This is a genomic window from Catenuloplanes niger (genome assembly GCF_031458255.1).
In the GTDB taxonomy this organism is placed as follows: Bacteria; Actinomycetota; Actinomycetes; order Mycobacteriales; family Micromonosporaceae; genus Catenuloplanes; species Catenuloplanes niger.
Genome location: NZ_JAVDYC010000001.1, coordinates 7,931,180 through 7,948,811 on the forward strand (window position 1 = coordinate 7,931,180; position 17,632 = coordinate 7,948,811).

Below are 17,632 nucleotides of genomic sequence, written 5' to 3' on the forward strand. Positions count from 1 at the left end.
GCCGCATGGCACGAATCGTGATCGTCGGCGGGCACGGCAAGGTCGCACTGCTGCTGGCACCGCTGCTGGTGGCGGCCGGTGACGAGGTGACGTCGGTGTTCCGCAACCCGGAGCACGTCCCGGACGTCGAGGCGACCGGCGCGCACCCGGTCATCGCGGACGTGGAGTCGCTGGACACCGAGGCGATCGCGGCGCTGCTCGCCGGCCACGACGCGGTGGTCTGGTCGGCCGGTGCGGGCGGCGGCAGCCCGGTCCGGACCTACGCGGTCGACCGGGACGCCGCGATCCGGACCATGGACGCGGCCGAGCGGGCCGGCGTGCGGCGGTTCGTGATGGTGTCCTACTTCGGTGCCGGGCCGGACCACGGCGTGCCGGCGGACAACGGCTTCTTCCCGTACGCGGAGGCGAAGTCCGCGGCCGACGCGTACCTGGCCGGGACGTCGCTGGACTGGACGATCCTGCGCCCGAGCCGGCTCACGGCGGACGCGCCGACCGGGCTGATCGAGACGTCCGCGCAGGGCGCGACGCCGGGCGCGGTGTCCCGGGCGGACGTGGCCGCGACCGCGGCGGCCGCGCTGGCCGACCCGTCGACCCGCGGCCGGACCGTCGAGTTCAACAACGGCGGCACGCCGATCGCGTCAGCGCTCGTACCGTAGGTACCGGGACATGTGGCGGACGGCCGGGAACGGCCGGAGCAGGGACGAGACGACCCGGGTGCCGCGCGGCAGTTGCTCCGCGCCGGGCGCGGTGAGCGCGTCGACCGCGTCCCGCAGGCGCAGCCCCGGCACGTCCCGCACCAGCTCGCGCGGGTGGTCCACGCTCCAGTGCAGGGTGGCGCCGGACATCCGGACCGCCGGGTTCGTCCGCTGCGTGCGGATGGCCAGCCGGTTGAACGCGTCGAAGGCGATCGTGGTGCCGCCGTTGAACCGGTCGGTGATCCGGCGCAGCAGCGTGAGCCCCTGTTCCTCGGTGAGGTACATGCTGAGGCCCTCCGCGATCGCCAGCGTGGGCCGCCCGGTCGGGATCTGCGCCAGCCAGTCGTCGTCCGTGACGGACACGCCGATCATGCGGTAGCCGGGCCGCTCCGGGAAGAGCGCGCGGCGGATCTCGATCACCTCGGGGAAATCCACGTCGAACCACGTCACGCCCGGGCCGGGATCGATCCGCCAGACCCGGCTGTCCAGCCCGGCGCCGAGGTGCAGCACGGTCGCCTCGCCGTCGTGCTCGCGGAGGAACTCGCGCACCCAGCCGTCCAGGAACTTCGCCCGCACCGCCACGGTGGGCGCCGTCCGCGGCGTGAGGTGCGTCCTGCGGAAGTCGAAGTCGATCGCGTCGACCGCCTCCGCGGCCATCGTGTCGCCGAGCACCGGATGGGCCGCGCGCGCGTCCAGCGCCCGCCCGTAGAGCGTGACCAGCAGCGTCTCGCGCGCCTCGGTGAGGCGGATCGGCACCATCCTCCGACGGTACGCGCGACGCCGGGCCGCGCGGTACCGACGCGGTGCGGCATACGGCAGAACGGGCGCACTACACATTTCACACCCGCCGGCCGTCGCGGCGGCGATATGGTGCACCGGGGTCGACCGAACAGCATCCGTTAAAGCCGCGTTAAGGCGCGATGACCGCGCTCGGTGATCCATGCCTCACTGGGGCCGTTGCGCCGGTTCCGGGCGGAGGGTTTACGGTGAACGGAAGGTCTACCCAGAGATCTGCCGGTAAAGCGAGGGAAATACATGACGGACGTCAAGGCGAGCGATGTCAAGCTTGAGCATCCTGGCGGACAGCTGTCGATGCCGGTTCGAAGCGCGGTTGAGGGTCCGGCGGGTGTCGACGTCGGTCAGTTGTTGAAGGAAACCGGATACGTCACCCTCGACACCGGCTTCGTCAACACCGCCTCCTGCACCTCCGCGATCACCTACATCGACGGCGACGCCGGCATTCTGCGCTACCGCGGTTACCCGATCGACCAGCTGGCGGGTAACGCGTCGTTCCTCGAGACGTCGTACCTTCTCATCTACGGTGAGCTCCCGACCGCGGAGCAGCTCGCCGAGTTCGACTCCCGCGTCCGCAAGCACACGCTGCTGCACGAGGAGATGCGCCAGTTCTTCGGCGGTTTCCCGCGTGACGCGCACCCGATGGCCGTGCTCTCCTCCGCCGTGAGCGCGCTGTCGACGTTCTACCAGGACGCGCTCGACCCGTTCAATCCCGAGGACGTGGAGATCTCCACGGTCCGGCTGCTGGCCAAGGTGCCGACCATAGCGTCGTACGCCTACAAGAAGTCGATCGGCCAGCCCGCGCTGTTCCCGGACAACAACCTGGGCTACGTGGAGAACTTCCTCCGCCTGACGTTCGGCGTCCCGACCGAGGACTACGAGGTCGACCCGGTCGTCGCCAAGGTGCTCGACATGCTGCTCGTCCTGCACGCGGACCACGAGCAGAACTGCTCCACGTCGACCGTGCGCCTGGTCGGCTCGTCGCACGCGAACCTGTTCGCCTCCGTCTCGGCCGGCGTGAACGCGCTGTTCGGCCCGCTGCACGGCGGTGCGAACGAGGCCGTGCTGACCATGCTCAACGGCATCCACCAGTCCGGCGGCGACATCAACGCGTTCGTCGAGCGGGTGAAGAAGAAGGAGCCCGGCGTCAAGCTGATGGGCTTCGGGCACCGCGTCTACAAGAACTACGACCCGCGCGCCGCCATCGTCAAGAAGGCCGCCCGGGACGTGCTGGAGCGCACCGGCGGCAACGACCCGCTGCTCGAGCTCGCGATGAAGCTGGAGGAGATCGCGCTCGCCGACGACTTCTTCATCTCCCGCAAGCTCTACCCCAACGTGGACTTCTACACGGGCCTCATCTACAAGGCGATGGGCTTCCCGACCAAGATGTTCACGGTGCTCTTCGCGCTCGGCCGGCTCCCCGGCTGGATCGCGCAGTGGCGCGAGATGATCAACGACCCGGCGACCAAGATCGGCCGCCCGCGGCAGCTCTACACGGGCGAGGCGGAGCGCGCCTTCCTCCCGATCGAGAATCGCTGATCGGAGTCGACACCGAGAACCGCGCCCAGGGTACGCCCCGGGGCGCGGTTCTTTCGTACGCCCCGGAGCCCGTAGCGAAAGGTCGGGTTCACGTCGATGTCGCCTGCGGTCAGCCCGCGGCGGACATCATGTGGGCTCATGTGGAATCGACGACTGTTGACCGCCGCGCTGGCATCGGCGCTGATCGTGGGAACGCTGGTGGCCCCCGCGGCGGCGTCCGCCCGGCGGACCTTCGACCTGCAGGCGCACCGCGGCGGGCTCGGCCTGCGCGTGGAGAGCACGCTCGCGTCGTTCGGCAACGCGCTCCAGCTGGGTGTGTCCACACTGGAGCTCGATGTGCAGATCACCGAGGACCGGCAGGCCGTGGTCACGCACGACCGCCGGGTGGCCGGCACGAAATGCACGGACACCGCGCCCGCGGTCGCCGGTGACCCGGAGTTCCCGTACGTCGGGAAATACGTCAACACGCTGACGCTGGCCCAGGTCCGTACCCTCGACTGCGGCTCCACGATCCTTGCGGACAGGCCGGGTCAGCGGGCCGTGCCGGGTGCCCGGATGCCGCTGCTGAGCGAGGTCTTCGCGCTGGTCAAGCGCTACCGCGCGGACGAGGTGCAGCTCAACATCGAGACCAAGGTCGAGGCGGGCGCGCCGGCCGAGACCGCGCCGCGCGAGCAGTTCGTGCAGGTGACGCTGGCCGAGATCCGCAGGGCCGGCATGCTGCGCCAGGTCACGATCCAGAGCTTCGACTGGGGCGCGCTCAAGCGGTTCCGTGAGGTCGAGCCGCGACTGCCGCGGGTGGCGCTGACCAACTACGACTTCCTCCAGACCGGGCAGCCCGGCGCGTCCCCGTGGCTGGGCGGCCTGGACATCGACGACTTCGGCGGCGACCCGGTCCGGGCGATCAAGACGTTCGGCGCGTCCGCGTTCTCGCCGGTGCACGGCTTCCCGCAGAACGGCACGGTGACCGACCCCGGATACCGGCCGTACGTCACCTCCGCGATGGTCGCGCACGCCCACCGGAACGGCATCAGGGTGATCCCGTGGACCGTCAACGACGTGCCCACCATGGCCAAGCTGCTCGACGACGGCGTGGACGGCCTGATCACCGACTACCCGGACCGGCTGCGCACGTTGCTCGCGTCGCGCGGCTACCGGCTGCCCCGCGCGTACCGCTCGCCGTTCGACGTCCAGGCGCACCGCGGCGGCCGGGCCACCCTGCCGGAGAACACGCTGCCGGCCTTCGCCGCCTCGCTGGCGAACCCGGGCGTGTCCACACTGGAGCTGGACACCGGCGTCACCCGCGACGGCCACCTGGTGGTGCTGCACGACCGCGCGATCAACGGCTCCCACTGCGTCGACACCGTACCCGCGGTCCCGGGCGACCCCGCCTACCCCTACGTCGGCGACCTGGTCCACTCGCTGACGCTCGCGCAGATCAAGACGCTCGACTGCGGTACGCGGACGAACCTGCCCACCCAGACCCCGGTGCCGGGCGCGCGCGTCCCCACGCTGGCCGAGGTGTTCGACCTGGTGCGCTCCTCCGGCCGGTCCGATGTGCGGCTCAACATCGAGACGAAGATCAGCCCGACGGTGAACGACACCGAGCGGTACGACGTCTTCACCCGCCGGCTGGTCACCGCGATCCAGCGGGCCCGCCTCACGTCCCGGGTCACCGTCCAGTCCTTCGACTGGCGGACCATCCAGCTCGCCCGCCGCCTCGACCCGCGCCTCGAGACGGTCGCGCTGGTCTGGCAGTACGGCCCGGCCGAGTGCGCGTCACCGGCCGACGAGTGCTCGCTGCAGGCCGTTTACGGCGACCCGTCGGTCCGCAGCGCGTGGACCGGCACCCTCGACTGGTGGCGCTTCCGCGATCTCGGCACGCTCGTGCGCGCCGCCGGTGCCGGCACGGTCTCCGCCAACTGGCAGGTCCACGACCCGTCCCAGCCGGCGGCACCGCACCCGGACTGGTACGTGCGCACCGACCCGTCGTACTTCCACGGCCCCGCGATCCCGGTCCTGCAGCGGCGTGACCGGCTGAAGGTCGTCCCGTACACGCTGGACGACCCGGCGGTCATCCAGCGCGCCATCGATCTCGGCGTCGACGGCATCATCACCGACACCCCCGCCCTGGTCATCGACATCGCCATCCGCAACGGCCTCCGCTGACCCCGCCTCCGGGGCTGCCGTCCGCCCGGCGGCGGCCCCGGTCCGGCCCTCATCGCGTGGCGGCGTCCCCGGCGAACGGGGTCCGTGGGACGCCCGTCCGCGCGCCGGTTTCCGGGGGCGGGTCGCGGGCCCGGTCGTGCGGCCACGGATCTGTCAGGGAGGCCGGCCGACGGCCGACCGTTGCCCGCGGGAGCATGCGGACGGTGATGGGCACTCACGGGGCACATCCGGAATGTGTGGTCGTGGCGTACGAACGCCGTCCGGCGCGGTTGTCCTCGGCCCGGCGCGGGTTCGCAGTTCATGCGATGTTCACCGGGCATAGGCATCTTTGCCGGCGTGACGACGGGGTATCACCCTGTCATGGTGGACATGACGCACGGCGATGATCTTCAACCCGTTCTGGACCAGCTCGGGGAGTACGACGTGCGCGACGACGACGATGACGACCCGGTCCTGATCAAGCCGGACGGGTCGCCGGTCGACACGTGGCGCGAGGACTACCCGTACGGGGAGCGCCTGCCCCGGCCGGACTACGACCGGGACAAGCGGCTGCTGCAGATCGAGCTGCTGAAGTTGCAGAACCACTGCAAGGCCAGCGGTGAGCGGCTGGTCATCCTGTTCGAGGGGCGGGACGCGGCCGGTAAGGGCGGCACGATCAAGCGGTTCATGGAGCACCTGAACCCGCGCGGCGCCCGGGTCGTGGCGCTGGAGAAGCCGAGCGAGCGCGAGTCCACCCAGTGGTACTTCCAGCGGTACATCCAGCACCTCCCGGCCGCGGGGGAGATCGTGCTGTTCGACCGGTCCTGGTACAACCGGGCCGGCGTCGAGCGGGTGATGGGCTTCTGCACCCGCACCGAGTACCTCGAGTTCATGCGGCAGGCGCCGGAGCTGGAGCGGATGCTGGTCCGGTCCGGCATCAAGCTGGTCAAGTTCTGGTTCTCGGTCACGTCCGGCGAGCAGCGCACCCGCTTCGCGATCCGCCAGGTCGACCCGGTCCGGCAGTGGAAGCTCTCCCCGATGGACCTCGAGTCCCTGGACAAGTGGGACGACTACACCGAGGCGAAGGAGGCGATGTTCTTCTACACGGACACGGCCGACGCCCCGTGGACGGTCGTCAAGAGCAACGACAAGAAGCGGGCCCGGGTCGAGGCGATGCGGCACGTGCTGAGCCGCTTCGACTACGAGGGCAAGGACGTGAAGCTCGTCGGCACGCCCGACCCGCTGGTCGTCGGCCCGGCCTCGCTCGCGGTCGAGGGCGTGCAGGCCTCACCGCGGGTCTTCCCCCGCCTGTGACGCCCACCTGACGATCAGCTCCACCAGGCCGCGCAGCCGTTCCAGCTCCGCGGCGTCGTCGTCGAGCGGCCGGCCGTAGGAGCCACGGGCCTTCGAGCCGCGGATCATCCGGCCGAGCACGGCCGGCCCGAACCAGCTGTACTTCGCGGCCCCGCACGCCGCGATCGCCCGCCGGACCAGGTCCGGATCGCCGCGCCAGCCACCGTCGCGCAGCCCCTCCAGGTAGCCGGCGGTGGCCGCCTCCTCGATCTCGGGCAGCAGCGCGGCGTCGATCAGACCGTCCGTCACGCTGTCGATGACGAGGTTGGCGATGTCCTCACCGAGCGCGCCGGCACCGGTGAACGCCCAGTCGATCAGCACGGTACGGTCGCCGTCCGCGATCAGGTTCGTCGGCCAGACGTCCAGGTGGGCGAGCGTGCGCGGCATCGTCTCGGCGACCCGCAGCACCCGCTCCCGCCCCTCGTGCAGCGCGCGCAGCTCGCGGGTGGGCCAGGCCGCGGTGATCGGGTGCGCGTAGTCCTCGTCGGTGCGCATCCAGACGATGGTGGCGGGTCCGTGCGCCAGATAGTTCCGCAGCCAGCGCCGGGACAACCAGGGCAGTTCGGGTACCCGGCCGGCCCAGCGCGCCTGACCGGTGCCGAGCCGGCGCGCGAAGTCCCGGAACCGCCCGGGCGGCCAGGCCGTGCCGTGCGCGCCGGTGGCCTCGGCCAACCAGAGCTCGACCGCGCCGTCCGGCCGCTCGACCACGTCGATCAGGTCCGGCGGGACGATGCCGGTGCCCGCGTAGACCTCGGCCGCGAAGCCGGTGGTGTAGGCCAGAACCTCGCGGCGCCAGTAGTTCCAGTGCTCCGGCGCGTCGCTGGTCTGCCAGCTCGGGCTGCCGGTCGGCGTGGCCGACGGGGGCCTGGCTATCTTGCGGATCGCGGTGCCGGCCGGGCCGTGCACGCGCCAGATTCCGCCGGTGGCCGCGTTGCCGGAGTTGTGCGTCAGCGGCTCGGCGCGCGTGACGACGCCGCCGATACGAGCCGGGACGTGCGGTGGTGCCTCCACGGCGGACCTCCGGTGACGATCGGGCGCAGTGACGATCATCATGGCCCGGTACGGCGCGCGGGCACAAAAAAGCACCGGCAGTCGGTGGCTGCCGGTGCTTTTTTATGAGTCTTGGGCACCGCCCGGCCCGGATGGCTACGGGCGGTGGATGTGGTCCTTAGAGCGGACGGATGTTCGCGGCCTGCGGGCCACGCTGTCCCTGCGTGATCTCGAACTCGACTCGCTGGTTCTCGTCGAGCGAGCGGTAGCCGCTGGACTGAATCGCCGAGAAGTGCGCGAAGACGTCGTTGCCGCCGTCATCAGGGGTGATGAAGCCGTAGCCCTTGTCCGCGTTGAACCACTTGACGGTGCCGACAGCCATGTACTTCTCCTTGCCAAATCGAACCCCGCGTCTTGCGGGGTCGCTAGGTAATGAGCTCGCAACTCACGAGCCCGTTCGTTGCAATTCCGGCCCCAACGCAAGAAGCGCCCGCGGTCGTAATCCCGCAGGCGCTGCCGAACTCTCAAGAGAAGCAGGCTCTCGAGAGAGATAACACTGGGAACCAAAACTGCAACGTTGCGATGCTAACACGGTTACCGGCCCGCGCCAGATGAATCCGCGTGAAAACCCGGGCGTTCACGTCGTGGGCCCGGTAACCCCGCGTTGACGTGCGCGCCGGGGGTACGCGAGCATGGCCGTCGAGCGGATGCGGAGGAAACCCGGTGCGAGTCCGGGACGGTCCCGCCACTGTGACCGTGCGGCGGCGTCGCACGGGAGTCAGGTCACTCCGGCCGCTCGTACCGACCACCAGCGCGGGCGTGGACACCCGCGGAAGGGACATGAGCATGCGGCCGCCTCTGAGCGCGGAATGACCACCCCCTACCCGTTCTCGGCCGTCGTCGGCCTCGACGATCTGCGCCAGGCCCTGCTGCTCACCGCGGTCTCGCCGGCGATCGGCGGCGTGTTGGTCCGTGGCGAGAAGGGCACCGCGAAATCCACCGTGGTCCGCGCGCTGGCCGCGTTGCTGCCGTCGATCGACGTCGTCGCCGGGTGCCGCTTCGCCTGCGACCCGGCCGCGCCGGACCCGTCCTGCCCGGACGGGCCGCACACGCTCGCCCCCGGCGCGGTGGACAGCCGCCGGGCGCCGCTGGTCGAGCTGCCGGTCGGCGCGACCGAGGACCGCGTGGTCGGCACGCTCGACCTCCAGCGCGCCCTGGCCGACGGTACGAAAGCGTACGAACCGGGCCTGCTCGCGGCGGCCCACCGCGGCGCGCTCTACGTCGACGAGGTCAACCTGCTGCCGGACCACCTGGTGGACCTGCTGCTGGACGCGGCCGCGATGGGCCGGGCGCACGTGGAGCGGGACGGCGTCTCGGTCAAGCACGCGGCCCGGTTCCTGCTGGTCGGCACCATGAACCCGGAGGAGGGCGAGCCGCGCCCGCAGCTCGTCGACCGGTTCGGCCTGGTCGTCACCGTGGTGGCGCCGCGCGAGGCCGGGGCGCGGGCCGAGGTGGTGCGGCGACGGCTCGCGTACGAGGCGGACCCGGACGGGTTCGCGGTGCGGTGGACGGCGGACGAGCGGGACCTCGCGGACCGGATCGTCGCGGCCCGCGCCCTGCTGCCGTCCGTGACGCTGCCGGACGCGGAACTGGACCGGATCGCGCGGATCTGCATCGCCTACGCGGTGGACGGCATGCGCGCGGACATCGTGGTGGCGCGCGCGGCGATCGCGCTCGCGGCCTGGGACGGACGGACGGTGGTGACCGGCGACGACGTGCGCGCGGCCGCACGCCTCGCGCTGCCGCACCGGCGCCGGCGCGACCCGCTCGACCCGCCGGGCGCGGACGAGGAGAAGCTGGAAGAGGCACTGAACGAGGCGGGCGCGGACCCGGAACCGCCGGCCGGCCCCACGGACGACGGCGATCCGTCCGACGGTGACCCGTCCGACGGCGACCCGGACGGTGGCCCGGACGGTGGCGGACCGTCCGGTGGCCCGCTCGGTGGGCCGGACGGCGCGGGCGCGCCGCCGTCCTCGGCGCCCGCGCCGGCGACGAACGGTTCGCCGGACGCCGCTCCACCGCCGGGCGACGGCACCGAGCGGACGGCGGCCCGGCCGGCGCCGGTCGGGGCCGCGTTCCGGCCGAAGGCGTTCACGGTGACCGGCCGGGGCGAGGGCGCGCACGCCGGCCGGCGCTCGCCCGCGTTCGCCCGCCGGGGCCGGGTGATCGGAGCCCGCACCCCGATCGGCCGTCGTGGTTTCGCTCCGCACCTCCCGGCCACGGTGCGCGCGGCCGCGGAACGGGGCAGCCGTACCGTCGAGGCCGTCGACCTCCGCGAGGCAGTGCACGTGGGCCGGGAGGCGAACCTGGTGCTGTTCGTGGTGGACGCGTCCGGGTCGATGGCGGCCCGGCAGCGGATGCGGACCGTGAAGACCGCGGTGCTGTCGCTGCTGCGCGACGCGTACCAGCGGCGGGACCGGATCGGCATGATCACCTTCCGGGGTGGCGAGGCCAGCACGGTGCTGCCGCCCACGTCCAGCCACGAGGTCGGCGTGGCCCGGCTCGCGGAACTGCGCACCGGCGGGCGTACGCCGCTCGCGGCCGGCCTGCGCTCCGCCGCCACCGTGATCGCCGCCGAACGCCGTCGGGACCCGCGCCGCCGCCCGCTGCTCGTGGTGGTCACGGACGGCCGCGCGACCAGCGGACCCGACCCGCTGACCGTCACGCCCGCGCTGGCCGGCACCTCGGCCGTGGTCGTCGACTGCGAGTCCGGGCCGGTCCGGCTCGGCCTGGCCCGCCGGCTCGCCGGTGCGCTCGCGGCCGACTGGATGCCGCTCGACCAGCTCTCCGCCTCCGCGATCTCGGTGCGGACGGTCTGACATGCCACAGGGGAAGGTGGAGGTCGTACCGGACGACGGGCTGACCACGCGGCAGCGCCGCCGGCAGCCGGTCCTGGCCGTGCACACCGGGCCGGGCAAGGGCAAGTCCACGGCCGCGTTCGGCATGGCGCTGCGGGCCTGGTCCGCCGGGTGGCCGATCGTGGTGTTCCAGTTCGTGAAGAGTCCGAAGTGGAAGGTCGGCGAGGAGACCGCGCTGCGCGCGCTCGGCGAGGTGCCCGGCGGCGCGCCGGTCACCTGGCACAAGATGGGGGAGGGCTGGTCCTGGATCCAGCGCCCCGGCACCGAGCGCGACCACGCCGTGGAGGCCGCGCAGGGCTGGGCGCAGATCAAGAAGGACCTGGCCGCGGAGGCGTACCGCTTCTACGTGCTGGACGAGTTCACGTACCCGATCAAGTGGGGCTGGGTCGACGTCGACGACGTCGTGGCCACGCTGCGGGACCGGCCGGGCAGCCAGCACGTGGTGATCACCGGACGGGACGCGCACCCGGCGCTGCTCGAGGCCGCCGACCTGGTCACCGAGATGACGAAGGTCAAGCATCCGATGGACGCGGGCCGCAAGGGACAGCAGGGGATCGAATGGTGAGCATCCCGCGGGTGGTCGTGGCCGCGCCCGCGTCCGGTCACGGCAAGACCACGGTCGCGACCGGGCTGCTGGCCGCGTTCGCGGCCCGCGGCACCCGGGTGACGCCGTTCAAGATCGGGCCGGACTACATCGACCCGGGCTACCACGCGCTCGCGGCCGGGCGGCCCGGCCGCAACCTGGACGCGGTGCTGGTCGGCGAGGACCGCGTCGCGCCGCTGTTCGCACACGGCGCGGCCGGCGCGGACCTGGCCGTCGTCGAAGGCGTCATGGGGCTGTACGACGGCCGCGTCGGCGAAGGCGACTTCGGTTCCACCGCGCACGTGGCCGGGCTGCTCGGCGCGCCGGTGATCCTGGTCGTCGACGCGACCGCGCAGGGCCGGTCGGTGGCGGCGGTGGTGCACGGCTTCCGGTCGTTCTCCACCGGCGTGCACATCGGCGGCGTGATCCTGAACCGGGTCGGCTCCGACCGCCACGAGTCGCTGCTGCGCGACGCGTGCGAGGAGGTCGGCGCGCCCGTGCTGGGCGTGCTGCGCCGGCACGACGCGGTGGCGGCTCCGTCCCGGCACCTCGGGCTGATCCCGGCGGTCGAGCGGCGGTCGGAGGCGTCCGCCGCGGTCGACGCGCTGGCGTCGCTGATCGCGTCGTCGGTGGACCTCGACGAGGTGTACGCGCTGGCGTCGTCGGCCGGGCCGCTGACGGTGGACGCCTGGTCGCCGTCCGCGGCGGTGGGCGGCTCCGCGGCCGGTCCCGCAGGCGCGCGGCCGGTGATCGCGGTCGCCGGGGGCGCCGCGTTCAGCTTCGGCTACGCCGAGACCACGGAACTGCTCGCCGCCGCCGGCGCCGACGTGGTCACCGTCGACCCGCTGCACGACGAGAAACTTCCCGAGGGCACCCGCGGCCTGGTCGTCGGCGGCGGATTCCCCGAGGTGTACGCGTCGCAGCTCTCCGCGAACGCGTCGCTGCGCAACGAGGTGTCCCGGCTCGCGTTCACCGGCGCGCCGATCGTCGCCGAGTGCGCCGGCCTGCTCTGGCTGGCCCGCACGCTCGACGGCGCGCCGATGTGCAACGTGCTCGACGTCGAGGCCGCGATGACACCGACGCTGACGCTCGGCTACCGCGACGCGGTCGCGCTCGCGGACAGCGTCATCACGCCGGCCGGCACCCGCGTCTCCGGCCACGAGTTCCACCGCACCATGGTCAGCCCGCGCTCCGGGCTGCTGCTCGCCCCCCGGGCGGACGCGGCCTGGGCCTGGCGCGGCGCCGAGCCCGAGGGTTTCGTCACGGAGAACGTGCACGCCTCCTACCTGCACCTGCACTGGGCCGGCCAGCCGGAGATCGCCTCCCGCCTGGTCGCCGCCGCCACCACGACGTGACCACCACCGACGGTCCGGCTTCCGGTCCCGGTCCGGCCTCGGGCCGATCCCTCGGTCCGACCTCGGGCCGAGGGATCGGTCCGGCTTCCGGCTCTGGAAGCGGTCCGGCGACCGGTCCGGCGACCGGTTCGGTCGATCCCGCTGCGGCCGTGGTCGCTGTGCGTCCGAAGCATCGGTCCACCGAGGTTCCGGCGTCGTGCCCCGGCCACCCGCGCCGTTTCGTCGTGGGAGTCGGCGCACGGCCGCGGGCCACCGCGGAGGATCTCGGCGCGCTGATCGACGCGGTTCTCGCGGACCACGCGATCGCACCGGACACGGTCCTCGCGCTCGCGACGCTGGACCGCCGTGCCGGCCATCCCGCCGTGCGGACGGTCGCGGCGGCCCACGGCTGGCCGGTGCTCGGCTATCCGGCCGATGACCTGGCCGCCGTCACCGCGGCCGGCGCGACGGTTCCGGCGGTTTCGGCACGGGTCCAGGCCGCGGTCGGCACGCCCAGCGTCGCCGAGGCCGCCGCGCTGCGCGCCGCCGGCGCCGACCTGCCCGATGTCGCGGGTGCATCCGTGCCGGGTGTCGCCCAGGACGGGACGTCGAGCGTCGCCGGTGTGTCCGTGCCGAGTGCCGCTTACGACGGGACGCCGAGCGTCGCCGGTGCGTCCGCGCCGCGTGCCCCCCAGGACGGGACGCCGGGTATCGCCGGGACCGCCGCGCCCCACGCGCCCGGCGCCGGAACGCCCGGTGCCGCCGGCACCGTCGCGCCGCATGCCGCCGGTCCCGGCGCGCCGGGGGTCGCCGGGGCCGGGGCGGTGTGTGCCGTCGGCGTACCGGATCTGGTCGTGGCCAAACGCACCGTGCCCACCGCCTCCGTCGCGGTCGCCGTCCGAGCCTGCGGGCCGGGAGAGGAACGAGAACAGTGAGCCACAGCCTCCTCACCGGCTGCCTGGTGACCGTGTGCCGGGACTGCTGCTGCGGCAGTGCCCGAAAGCATCCGCGCACCGATCATGACCGGCAGCTGACCCGCCTGCGGACCGAGCTGGGCGCCGCCGGGCACCGCGTCCGGACCAGTCTCTGCCTGGACCTCTGCGACCAGTCCAACGTCATGGTCGTCCACCCCGCACCGGCCGCACGCCGGAAGGGCGCGCGGCCGGTCTGGTTCGGTCTCGTGCTCGACGACACGGTCGCGGACGACATCGCGGACTGGGTGCGGGCCGGCGGACCCGGCGTCGCGGAGCTGCCGGCGACGCTGGAGCTGTCCGTGGTCGACCCGCCCGGCCGCGACTGACCAATCCTGCCTCCGGCGGCGACTGATCAATCCTGCCGCCGGCGGCGACCGATCAATCCTGCCGCCGGCCGCGACCGATCAATCCTGCCGCTGGATCGCGCGGAGCGCGTCCTGTGCCGCGGTCAGCTCCGCGGCCGAGCCCAGCTCGCCGGGCGCCGGAGCCGACGGCGGGCGCGCCGCCCCGTACTGCGCGAAGGTGAACGACATCTGGTCCGGCCCGAACTCGCCCGCCTGCGGCACCTCGAACGAGAACTGCCGGATCCGTCCACGGTGGTCGGTCGTGGCCCGGAACGGCAGCGAGCGTGCCCGGTCGCCGAGCGCGGCCCGGAAGTCGGCGTCCGGGATCAGCGTCAGCGTGCCCGGCTCGACCCCGGTCAGGTCGAGCGTGCCGGAGAACGTCGCCGTGCCCTTACGCTCGACCGTGACCACGCCGGTGACCAGGCTCTCCACGCCGGTCAGCCCCTTGCCGGGCGCGGTGAACGGCAGCGGGCCGGCGAACCCGTTCGTGCTGAGCCCGCGCGGCGGCAGCCATTTCTTGCCGCTCAGCGAGTCGGGTAGGTCGGCCGGCATGTCCGCGGTGCGCGAGAGGTCCATCCGGATCCATTCGTCGGCACCGATCCGCCGGTACCGTACGTCGTAGATGTCGGTCTCGCTGTTCTTCACCCGGTGCTGCAACTCCAGTGTGCCGCTCGGCCCGTGCACGACGCCGGAGATGTCGCCGTCCGCGCCCGAGTGGTGCGAGAACTCGTAGTTCAGCTCGTCGAGCGCCGCCACCGAGGCGAGCAGCGCCGCCTTCGGGTCCGGCAGCGCCGCCGGGCCGGATGTGGCCGGCGCGGCCGTGCTCGGGGTGGGCCCGCCACAGCCGGCCAGCATGATCAGAATCGCCGCGCCCGCGGCTATGTGTCCCCGTGACAAGGGTCGTCTCCAGTGCGTGGTTCCCGTAGAAGCGCCCCGGAGCGTACCGGCCGGGTATGACGGAGGCGCCGGCTATGCCCGGCCGGCCAGCGCGCGCAGCACCTCGGCCCGGCGCCGCGCGCCCGGCTCGCCGCGGTCCGCCGCGATCTCGGCCTGTGCCGCGAGCATCCGGACGTGGTCCGCGAGATGCTCGGACGGCGGCCCGGACGACCGGGTGAGCAGCGCGATGACGTCCGGGTCGGGGTTGTCGACGACGGCGGACAGCGCGTGCTCGTCCACCCGGGCGCCGCGCCGCAGCAGCTCCGCGGCGAGGTCCGCGTCGATGCCGGCGGCACCGAACCGCAGCGCGTGCGTCACCGGCACGTCCCGCTCCAGCAGCCAGCGCGCGGCGTCGTACGCGGAGCGGGCCAGCGCGACGTCCAGCGCGGTCATCCCGCCGCGGGCCGGCTCACCGAGGTCGCAGCCCTGTGCCGCGAGGCGGGACAGCACGGTGACGTCCGCCGCGCCCCGGTCCAGCGCGAGCCGCCGCAACCGGGGCGAGCCCGCGATCGTCCCCGCGTCGAGCGCGGCCCGCCAGTCCAGCACCGCGGACCGGGCGAGCGCGCGGAGCGGGTCGCGCAGCGCCGCCGGCAGCCCGTCGACCACGTCGCGGAGGTCGATGCCGTGGTCCGGATCGTCCGTCTCCCATGGATCCTGCTCCAGCGCCAGCTGCGCGAACAGCGCCGGTACGTCCGCCGCGACCGCACCCGCGCGGTCGCCGCCGGCCAGCTCCCACCCCGGTGGCAGGCCCTGCTGCCAGGCGAAGACCTCGCCGGTGGGCAGGTGCGCGTACACCCGGTCCAGGTATTCGAATCCGCCGAACGGCAGGTAACCGGGCGGGCCGTCCTCCTCGATCCAGCCCCACAGGTCGTGATAGTCGTCGCTGCCCGGATGGAACAGCTCCCGCAGGGACAGCGCCCGGTCGGCGCCGCCGAGCGGCACGGTCAGGTCGTAGTCGAGGCCGCCGCCGAACGACGTCCGCCACAGTGCGGCCAGCCCGGCCGGGACCGGACCGCCGCAGCGTGCCGCCACCTCGGCCAGCTCGTCGTCGGTGACCGGTGGCCGCGCGTCCAGGATCAGCCGGTTCTCGAAGACCGCCAGCCCGGCGTCGGCGAGCGCGCGCGGGTCGATCATTTCTGCTGGATCGCCTTCATCGCCTCGTCGTACGGTGCGATCTTCGCCGGGTCCGGCTTCGGCGGGGCCTGGGCCGCGCCGTAGCCGCTGAGCGTGAGCTCGACGTGGTTGGCCGGGACCGAGCCGGCGGCCGGGACGTCGTAGACGAACGTCAGCAGACGGCCCTCGCCGTCCACCGTGGCCGTGAACGGTACGGCGGCGGCCGCGTCGCCGAGCTGGGCGAGCAGCTCCGCGGTCGGGCCGACGCGGAGCACACCGGGGCCGACCTGGGTGAGGTCGAGCGTGCCCGCGTACGCGTTGTCGCCGGTCTCGCGCACGTCGGTGACGGCGCGGACGGCCGCGGTCGCGCCGATCACGTCGTCGCCCGGCGTGGGGAACGGGATGCCGCCCAGCTCGGTCACGGCCGGGTCGGTGAGCGGCACCCACTTCGCGCCGGTCATCACGTCCGGCAGGGCGGACGTCAGGTTCTCCACCCGGCTGAAGTCGAGCAGCACGAACCGCTCGCCGGACACGGTCACGAAGTCGGAGGTGAACTGCTGGCCCTCGACCCGGGAGTCCAGGGTGACCCGCATCGACCGCGCGTCGGCCAGCATCGAGCCGTCGACCACCTGGTACGTCGTGGCGTGCCGGAACGTGTAGTTGCCGTCCAGCAGCGCGACCACGGAGTTGTCGAGCGCCTCGAACGGGTCCTCGGGCACCGGTTCCGTGCCGCCGCAGGCGCCGAGGGCGAGCGTGACCAGCACCACCGAAACTGCTCGTAGCTGCTTCTTCACCGCTCGTCCGCTCCCGTCCTCGCCCGCGACCGCCGCGAAGCCTACCGTCTCCCCGTCTTACGCACGGGCGGCCAGTTCCGGATCGACGGTGGCGCCGGTCAACCTGTTCGCGAACGTCGACAGCGTGTAGGTGGCGATCCCGAGCACCACCTCCAGCGCGACCCGCGCATCCCACCCGGCCGCTTCGAAAGCATCACGATCATCCGCCGGTACGTCGCCGGAGTGCGCGATCACGGCCAGCGCGAACGCCCGTACCGCCGCGAGGTGTGGATCGTGGATCGGGGTTCCGGCCCGCAGCGCGTCGACCAGGTCCGCGTCGGCGCCGAGCGCGTGCAGCCGCCGTGCGTGCAACGCGACGCAGACGTGGCAGCCGTTGCGGACCGCGACCGTCATGATCACGGTCTCCCGGGCGAGCGGCGGCAGCGACGTCGACCCGAAGAGTGCGTCGAGCCGCTGGAAACCCTCCAGGAGCTGCGGCGACGTGGCCATCCGGGCGGCCGCGTCCGGCACGTACCCGAAGTGTTTCTCGATCGCGTGCAGGCCGCGCCGGGCGCTCTCGGGTGCGGCGGCGGTGGTGTGTGCGGGGAAGTGCACGGCATCTCCTAGACTCGTCAACGTGGTTGACGAAAAAGTAAACCGGGTTGACGAACCTGTCAACGGCTGGGAGCTGGCGCTGCTGCTCTTCGGCGGCTTCCGCACGCTCGTCGACGCGCTGCACGCGGAGCTGGCCGCGCAGGGGCACCCGCACGCGCGCCCGGTGCACGGCTTCGCCATGCAGGCGATCGGCCGGCGCGGCGCCACCGGCACCGAGCTCGGCCGCCGCCTGGGCGTCTCCAAGCAGGCCGCCGGCAAGACCGTCGACCGCCTGATCGCCCTCGGGTACGCGGAACGCGCCGACGACCCGCACGACGCCCGCCGCAAGATCGTCCGGCTGACCCCGCACGGCCTGGACTGCCTGGCCCGGTCCGCCCGCATCTTCGACACGCTGCGCGCCTCCTGGGCCGCGCGGCTCGGCCCGGACCGCGTCGCTGACCTCGAGTCCGCGCTGCGCACGGTCGTCCCGTCCGACGCGCTCCGCGTCGACGCACCCGGCTGGCTCGGCGCATGAGGCCGCCGGAC

Annotated in this window: 17 protein-coding genes and 1 riboswitch; of the genes, 10 read left to right on the forward strand and 7 right to left on the reverse strand. The window is 73.1% G+C overall.

The window, feature by feature from the left end:
* The first annotated feature begins 5 nt into the window (after positions 1 to 5).
* The gene (locus tag J2S44_RS34820; protein WP_310422930.1) at positions 6 to 656 is read left to right on the forward strand and encodes an SDR family oxidoreductase; all 651 of its coding nucleotides are present in this window, start codon (positions 6 to 8) and stop codon (positions 654 to 656) included.
* Here J2S44_RS34820 and J2S44_RS34825 read toward each other — a convergent pair.
* On the reverse strand, positions 639 to 1,454 hold the full coding sequence (locus J2S44_RS34825) for a class I SAM-dependent methyltransferase (protein ID WP_310422933.1): 816 nt from the start codon (positions 1,452 to 1,454) through the stop codon (positions 639 to 641). The genes J2S44_RS34820 and J2S44_RS34825 overlap by 18 nt on opposite strands.
* A gap of 276 nt (positions 1,455 to 1,730) precedes the next feature.
* Between J2S44_RS34825 and J2S44_RS34830 the strand changes: the two genes are divergently transcribed.
* The 3 genes from J2S44_RS34830 to ppk2 all read left to right on the forward strand — a co-directional run bounded on the left by J2S44_RS34830 (position 1,731) and on the right by ppk2 (position 6,488).
* On the forward strand, positions 1,731 to 3,029 hold the full coding sequence (locus J2S44_RS34830; protein WP_310422937.1) for a citrate synthase: 1,299 nt from the start codon (positions 1,731 to 1,733) through the stop codon (positions 3,027 to 3,029).
* A gap of 138 nt (positions 3,030 to 3,167) precedes the next feature.
* On the forward strand, positions 3,168 to 5,195 hold the full coding sequence (locus J2S44_RS34835; RefSeq protein WP_310422939.1) for a glycerophosphodiester phosphodiesterase family protein: 2,028 nt from the start codon (positions 3,168 to 3,170) through the stop codon (positions 5,193 to 5,195).
* 360 nt (positions 5,196 to 5,555) lie between these two features.
* The gene (ppk2, locus tag J2S44_RS34840) at positions 5,556 to 6,488 is read left to right on the forward strand and encodes a polyphosphate kinase 2 (protein WP_374727937.1); all 933 of its coding nucleotides are present in this window, start codon (positions 5,556 to 5,558) and stop codon (positions 6,486 to 6,488) included.
* On the opposite strand, the gene J2S44_RS34845 is transcribed toward ppk2, so the two are convergent.
* Positions 6,462 to 7,538, reverse strand: coding sequence for a hypothetical protein (locus J2S44_RS34845; protein ID WP_310422942.1), 1,077 nt, complete (start codon positions 7,536 to 7,538; stop codon positions 6,462 to 6,464). The genes ppk2 and J2S44_RS34845 overlap by 27 nt on opposite strands.
* Positions 7,539 to 7,695: 157 nt before the next feature.
* Complete coding sequence (cspE, locus tag J2S44_RS34850) at positions 7,696 to 7,899, reverse strand: transcription antiterminator/RNA stability regulator CspE (RefSeq protein WP_033337577.1); 204 nt, start codon at positions 7,897 to 7,899, stop codon at positions 7,696 to 7,698.
* 333 nt (positions 7,900 to 8,232) lie between these two features.
* Positions 8,233 to 8,304: riboswitch (cobalamin riboswitch) on the forward strand.
* Between the two features lie 82 nt (positions 8,305 to 8,386).
* On the opposite strand from cspE, the gene J2S44_RS34855 reads away from it, so the two are divergent.
* The 5 genes from J2S44_RS34855 to J2S44_RS34875 all read left to right on the forward strand — a co-directional run bounded on the left by J2S44_RS34855 (position 8,387) and on the right by J2S44_RS34875 (position 13,652).
* Entirely contained in the window at positions 8,387 to 10,396 is a 2,010-nt protein-coding gene (locus J2S44_RS34855) for a VWA domain-containing protein (protein ID WP_310422945.1), read from the forward strand.
* 1 nt (position 10,397) lies between these two features.
* Positions 10,398 to 11,000: a cob(I)yrinic acid a,c-diamide adenosyltransferase gene (gene cobO / locus J2S44_RS34860; RefSeq protein WP_306830956.1), complete on the forward strand. Its 603-nt coding sequence runs from the start codon at positions 10,398 to 10,400 to the stop codon at positions 10,998 to 11,000.
* Entirely contained in the window at positions 10,994 to 12,373 is a 1,380-nt protein-coding gene (locus J2S44_RS34865) for a cobyrinic acid a,c-diamide synthase CobB (RefSeq protein WP_310422948.1), read from the forward strand. Before cobO ends, J2S44_RS34865 begins: the two co-directional genes overlap by 7 nt.
* A 224-nt stretch (positions 12,374 to 12,597) precedes the next feature.
* Positions 12,598 to 13,287, forward strand: a complete 690-nt coding sequence (locus tag J2S44_RS34870) for a cobalamin biosynthesis protein (RefSeq protein WP_310422951.1) — start codon at positions 12,598 to 12,600, stop codon at positions 13,285 to 13,287.
* Positions 13,288 to 13,313: 26 nt separating this feature from the next.
* Positions 13,314 to 13,652 (forward strand): hypothetical protein, encoded by a 339-nt coding sequence (locus tag J2S44_RS34875; protein WP_310430074.1) that lies wholly within the window; start codon positions 13,314 to 13,316, stop codon positions 13,650 to 13,652.
* Positions 13,653 to 13,730: 78 nt separating this feature from the next.
* Here the strand turns inward: J2S44_RS34875 and J2S44_RS34880 are convergent, their stop codons facing one another.
* The 4 genes from J2S44_RS34880 to J2S44_RS34895 all read right to left on the reverse strand — a co-directional run bounded on the left by J2S44_RS34880 (position 13,731) and on the right by J2S44_RS34895 (position 17,107).
* Positions 13,731 to 14,567: a hypothetical protein gene (locus tag J2S44_RS34880; protein WP_310422954.1), complete on the reverse strand. Its 837-nt coding sequence runs from the start codon at positions 14,565 to 14,567 to the stop codon at positions 13,731 to 13,733.
* A gap of 72 nt (positions 14,568 to 14,639) precedes the next feature.
* Positions 14,640 to 15,740 carry an SMI1/KNR4 family protein gene (locus J2S44_RS34885; protein ID WP_310422957.1) on the reverse strand — a complete coding sequence of 367 codons (1,101 nt, stop codon included), beginning with the start codon at positions 15,738 to 15,740 and terminating at the stop codon, positions 14,640 to 14,642.
* A complete protein-coding gene (locus J2S44_RS34890) occupies positions 15,737 to 16,513 on the reverse strand; it encodes a hypothetical protein (protein ID WP_310422960.1) in 777 nt (258 codons plus the stop codon). Before J2S44_RS34890 ends, J2S44_RS34885 begins: the two co-directional genes overlap by 4 nt.
* Before the next feature lie 57 nt (positions 16,514 to 16,570).
* Positions 16,571 to 17,107 (reverse strand): carboxymuconolactone decarboxylase family protein, encoded by a 537-nt coding sequence (locus tag J2S44_RS34895; RefSeq protein ID WP_310422963.1) that lies wholly within the window; start codon positions 17,105 to 17,107, stop codon positions 16,571 to 16,573.
* A 22-nt stretch (positions 17,108 to 17,129) separates the two neighbouring features.
* Between J2S44_RS34895 and J2S44_RS34900 the strand changes: the two genes are divergently transcribed.
* Positions 17,130 to 17,621 carry a MarR family winged helix-turn-helix transcriptional regulator gene (locus tag J2S44_RS34900; RefSeq protein ID WP_310422966.1) on the forward strand — a complete coding sequence of 164 codons (492 nt, stop codon included), beginning with the start codon at positions 17,130 to 17,132 and terminating at the stop codon, positions 17,619 to 17,621.
* Positions 17,622 to 17,632: the final 11 nt, after the last annotated feature.

Excerpts from the sequence above, each read along its gene's own strand:
- J2S44_RS34855 (WP_310422945.1), top strand. The coding sequence starts at position 8,387 with ATGACCACCCCCTACCCGTTCTCGGCCGTCGTCGGCCTCGACGATCTG.
- J2S44_RS34820 (WP_310422930.1), top strand. The coding sequence starts at position 6 with ATGGCACGAATCGTGATCGTCGGCGGGCACGGCAAGGTCGCACTGCTG.
- cspE (WP_033337577.1), bottom strand. The coding sequence starts at position 7,899 with ATGGCTGTCGGCACCGTCAAGTGGTTCAACGCGGACAAGGGCTACGGC.
- J2S44_RS34825 (WP_310422933.1), bottom strand. The coding sequence starts at position 1,454 with ATGGTGCCGATCCGCCTCACCGAGGCGCGCGAGACGCTGCTGGTCACG.
- ppk2 (WP_374727937.1), top strand. The coding sequence starts at position 5,556 with ATGGTGGACATGACGCACGGCGATGATCTTCAACCCGTTCTGGACCAG.
- J2S44_RS34830 (WP_310422937.1), top strand. The coding sequence starts at position 1,731 with ATGACGGACGTCAAGGCGAGCGATGTCAAGCTTGAGCATCCTGGCGGA.
- J2S44_RS34885 (WP_310422957.1), bottom strand. The coding sequence starts at position 15,740 with ATGATCGACCCGCGCGCGCTCGCCGACGCCGGGCTGGCGGTCTTCGAG.
- cobO (WP_306830956.1), top strand. The coding sequence starts at position 10,398 with ATGCCACAGGGGAAGGTGGAGGTCGTACCGGACGACGGGCTGACCACG.
- J2S44_RS34835 (WP_310422939.1), top strand. The coding sequence starts at position 3,168 with ATGTGGAATCGACGACTGTTGACCGCCGCGCTGGCATCGGCGCTGATC.
- J2S44_RS34865 (WP_310422948.1), top strand. The coding sequence starts at position 10,994 with ATGGTGAGCATCCCGCGGGTGGTCGTGGCCGCGCCCGCGTCCGGTCAC.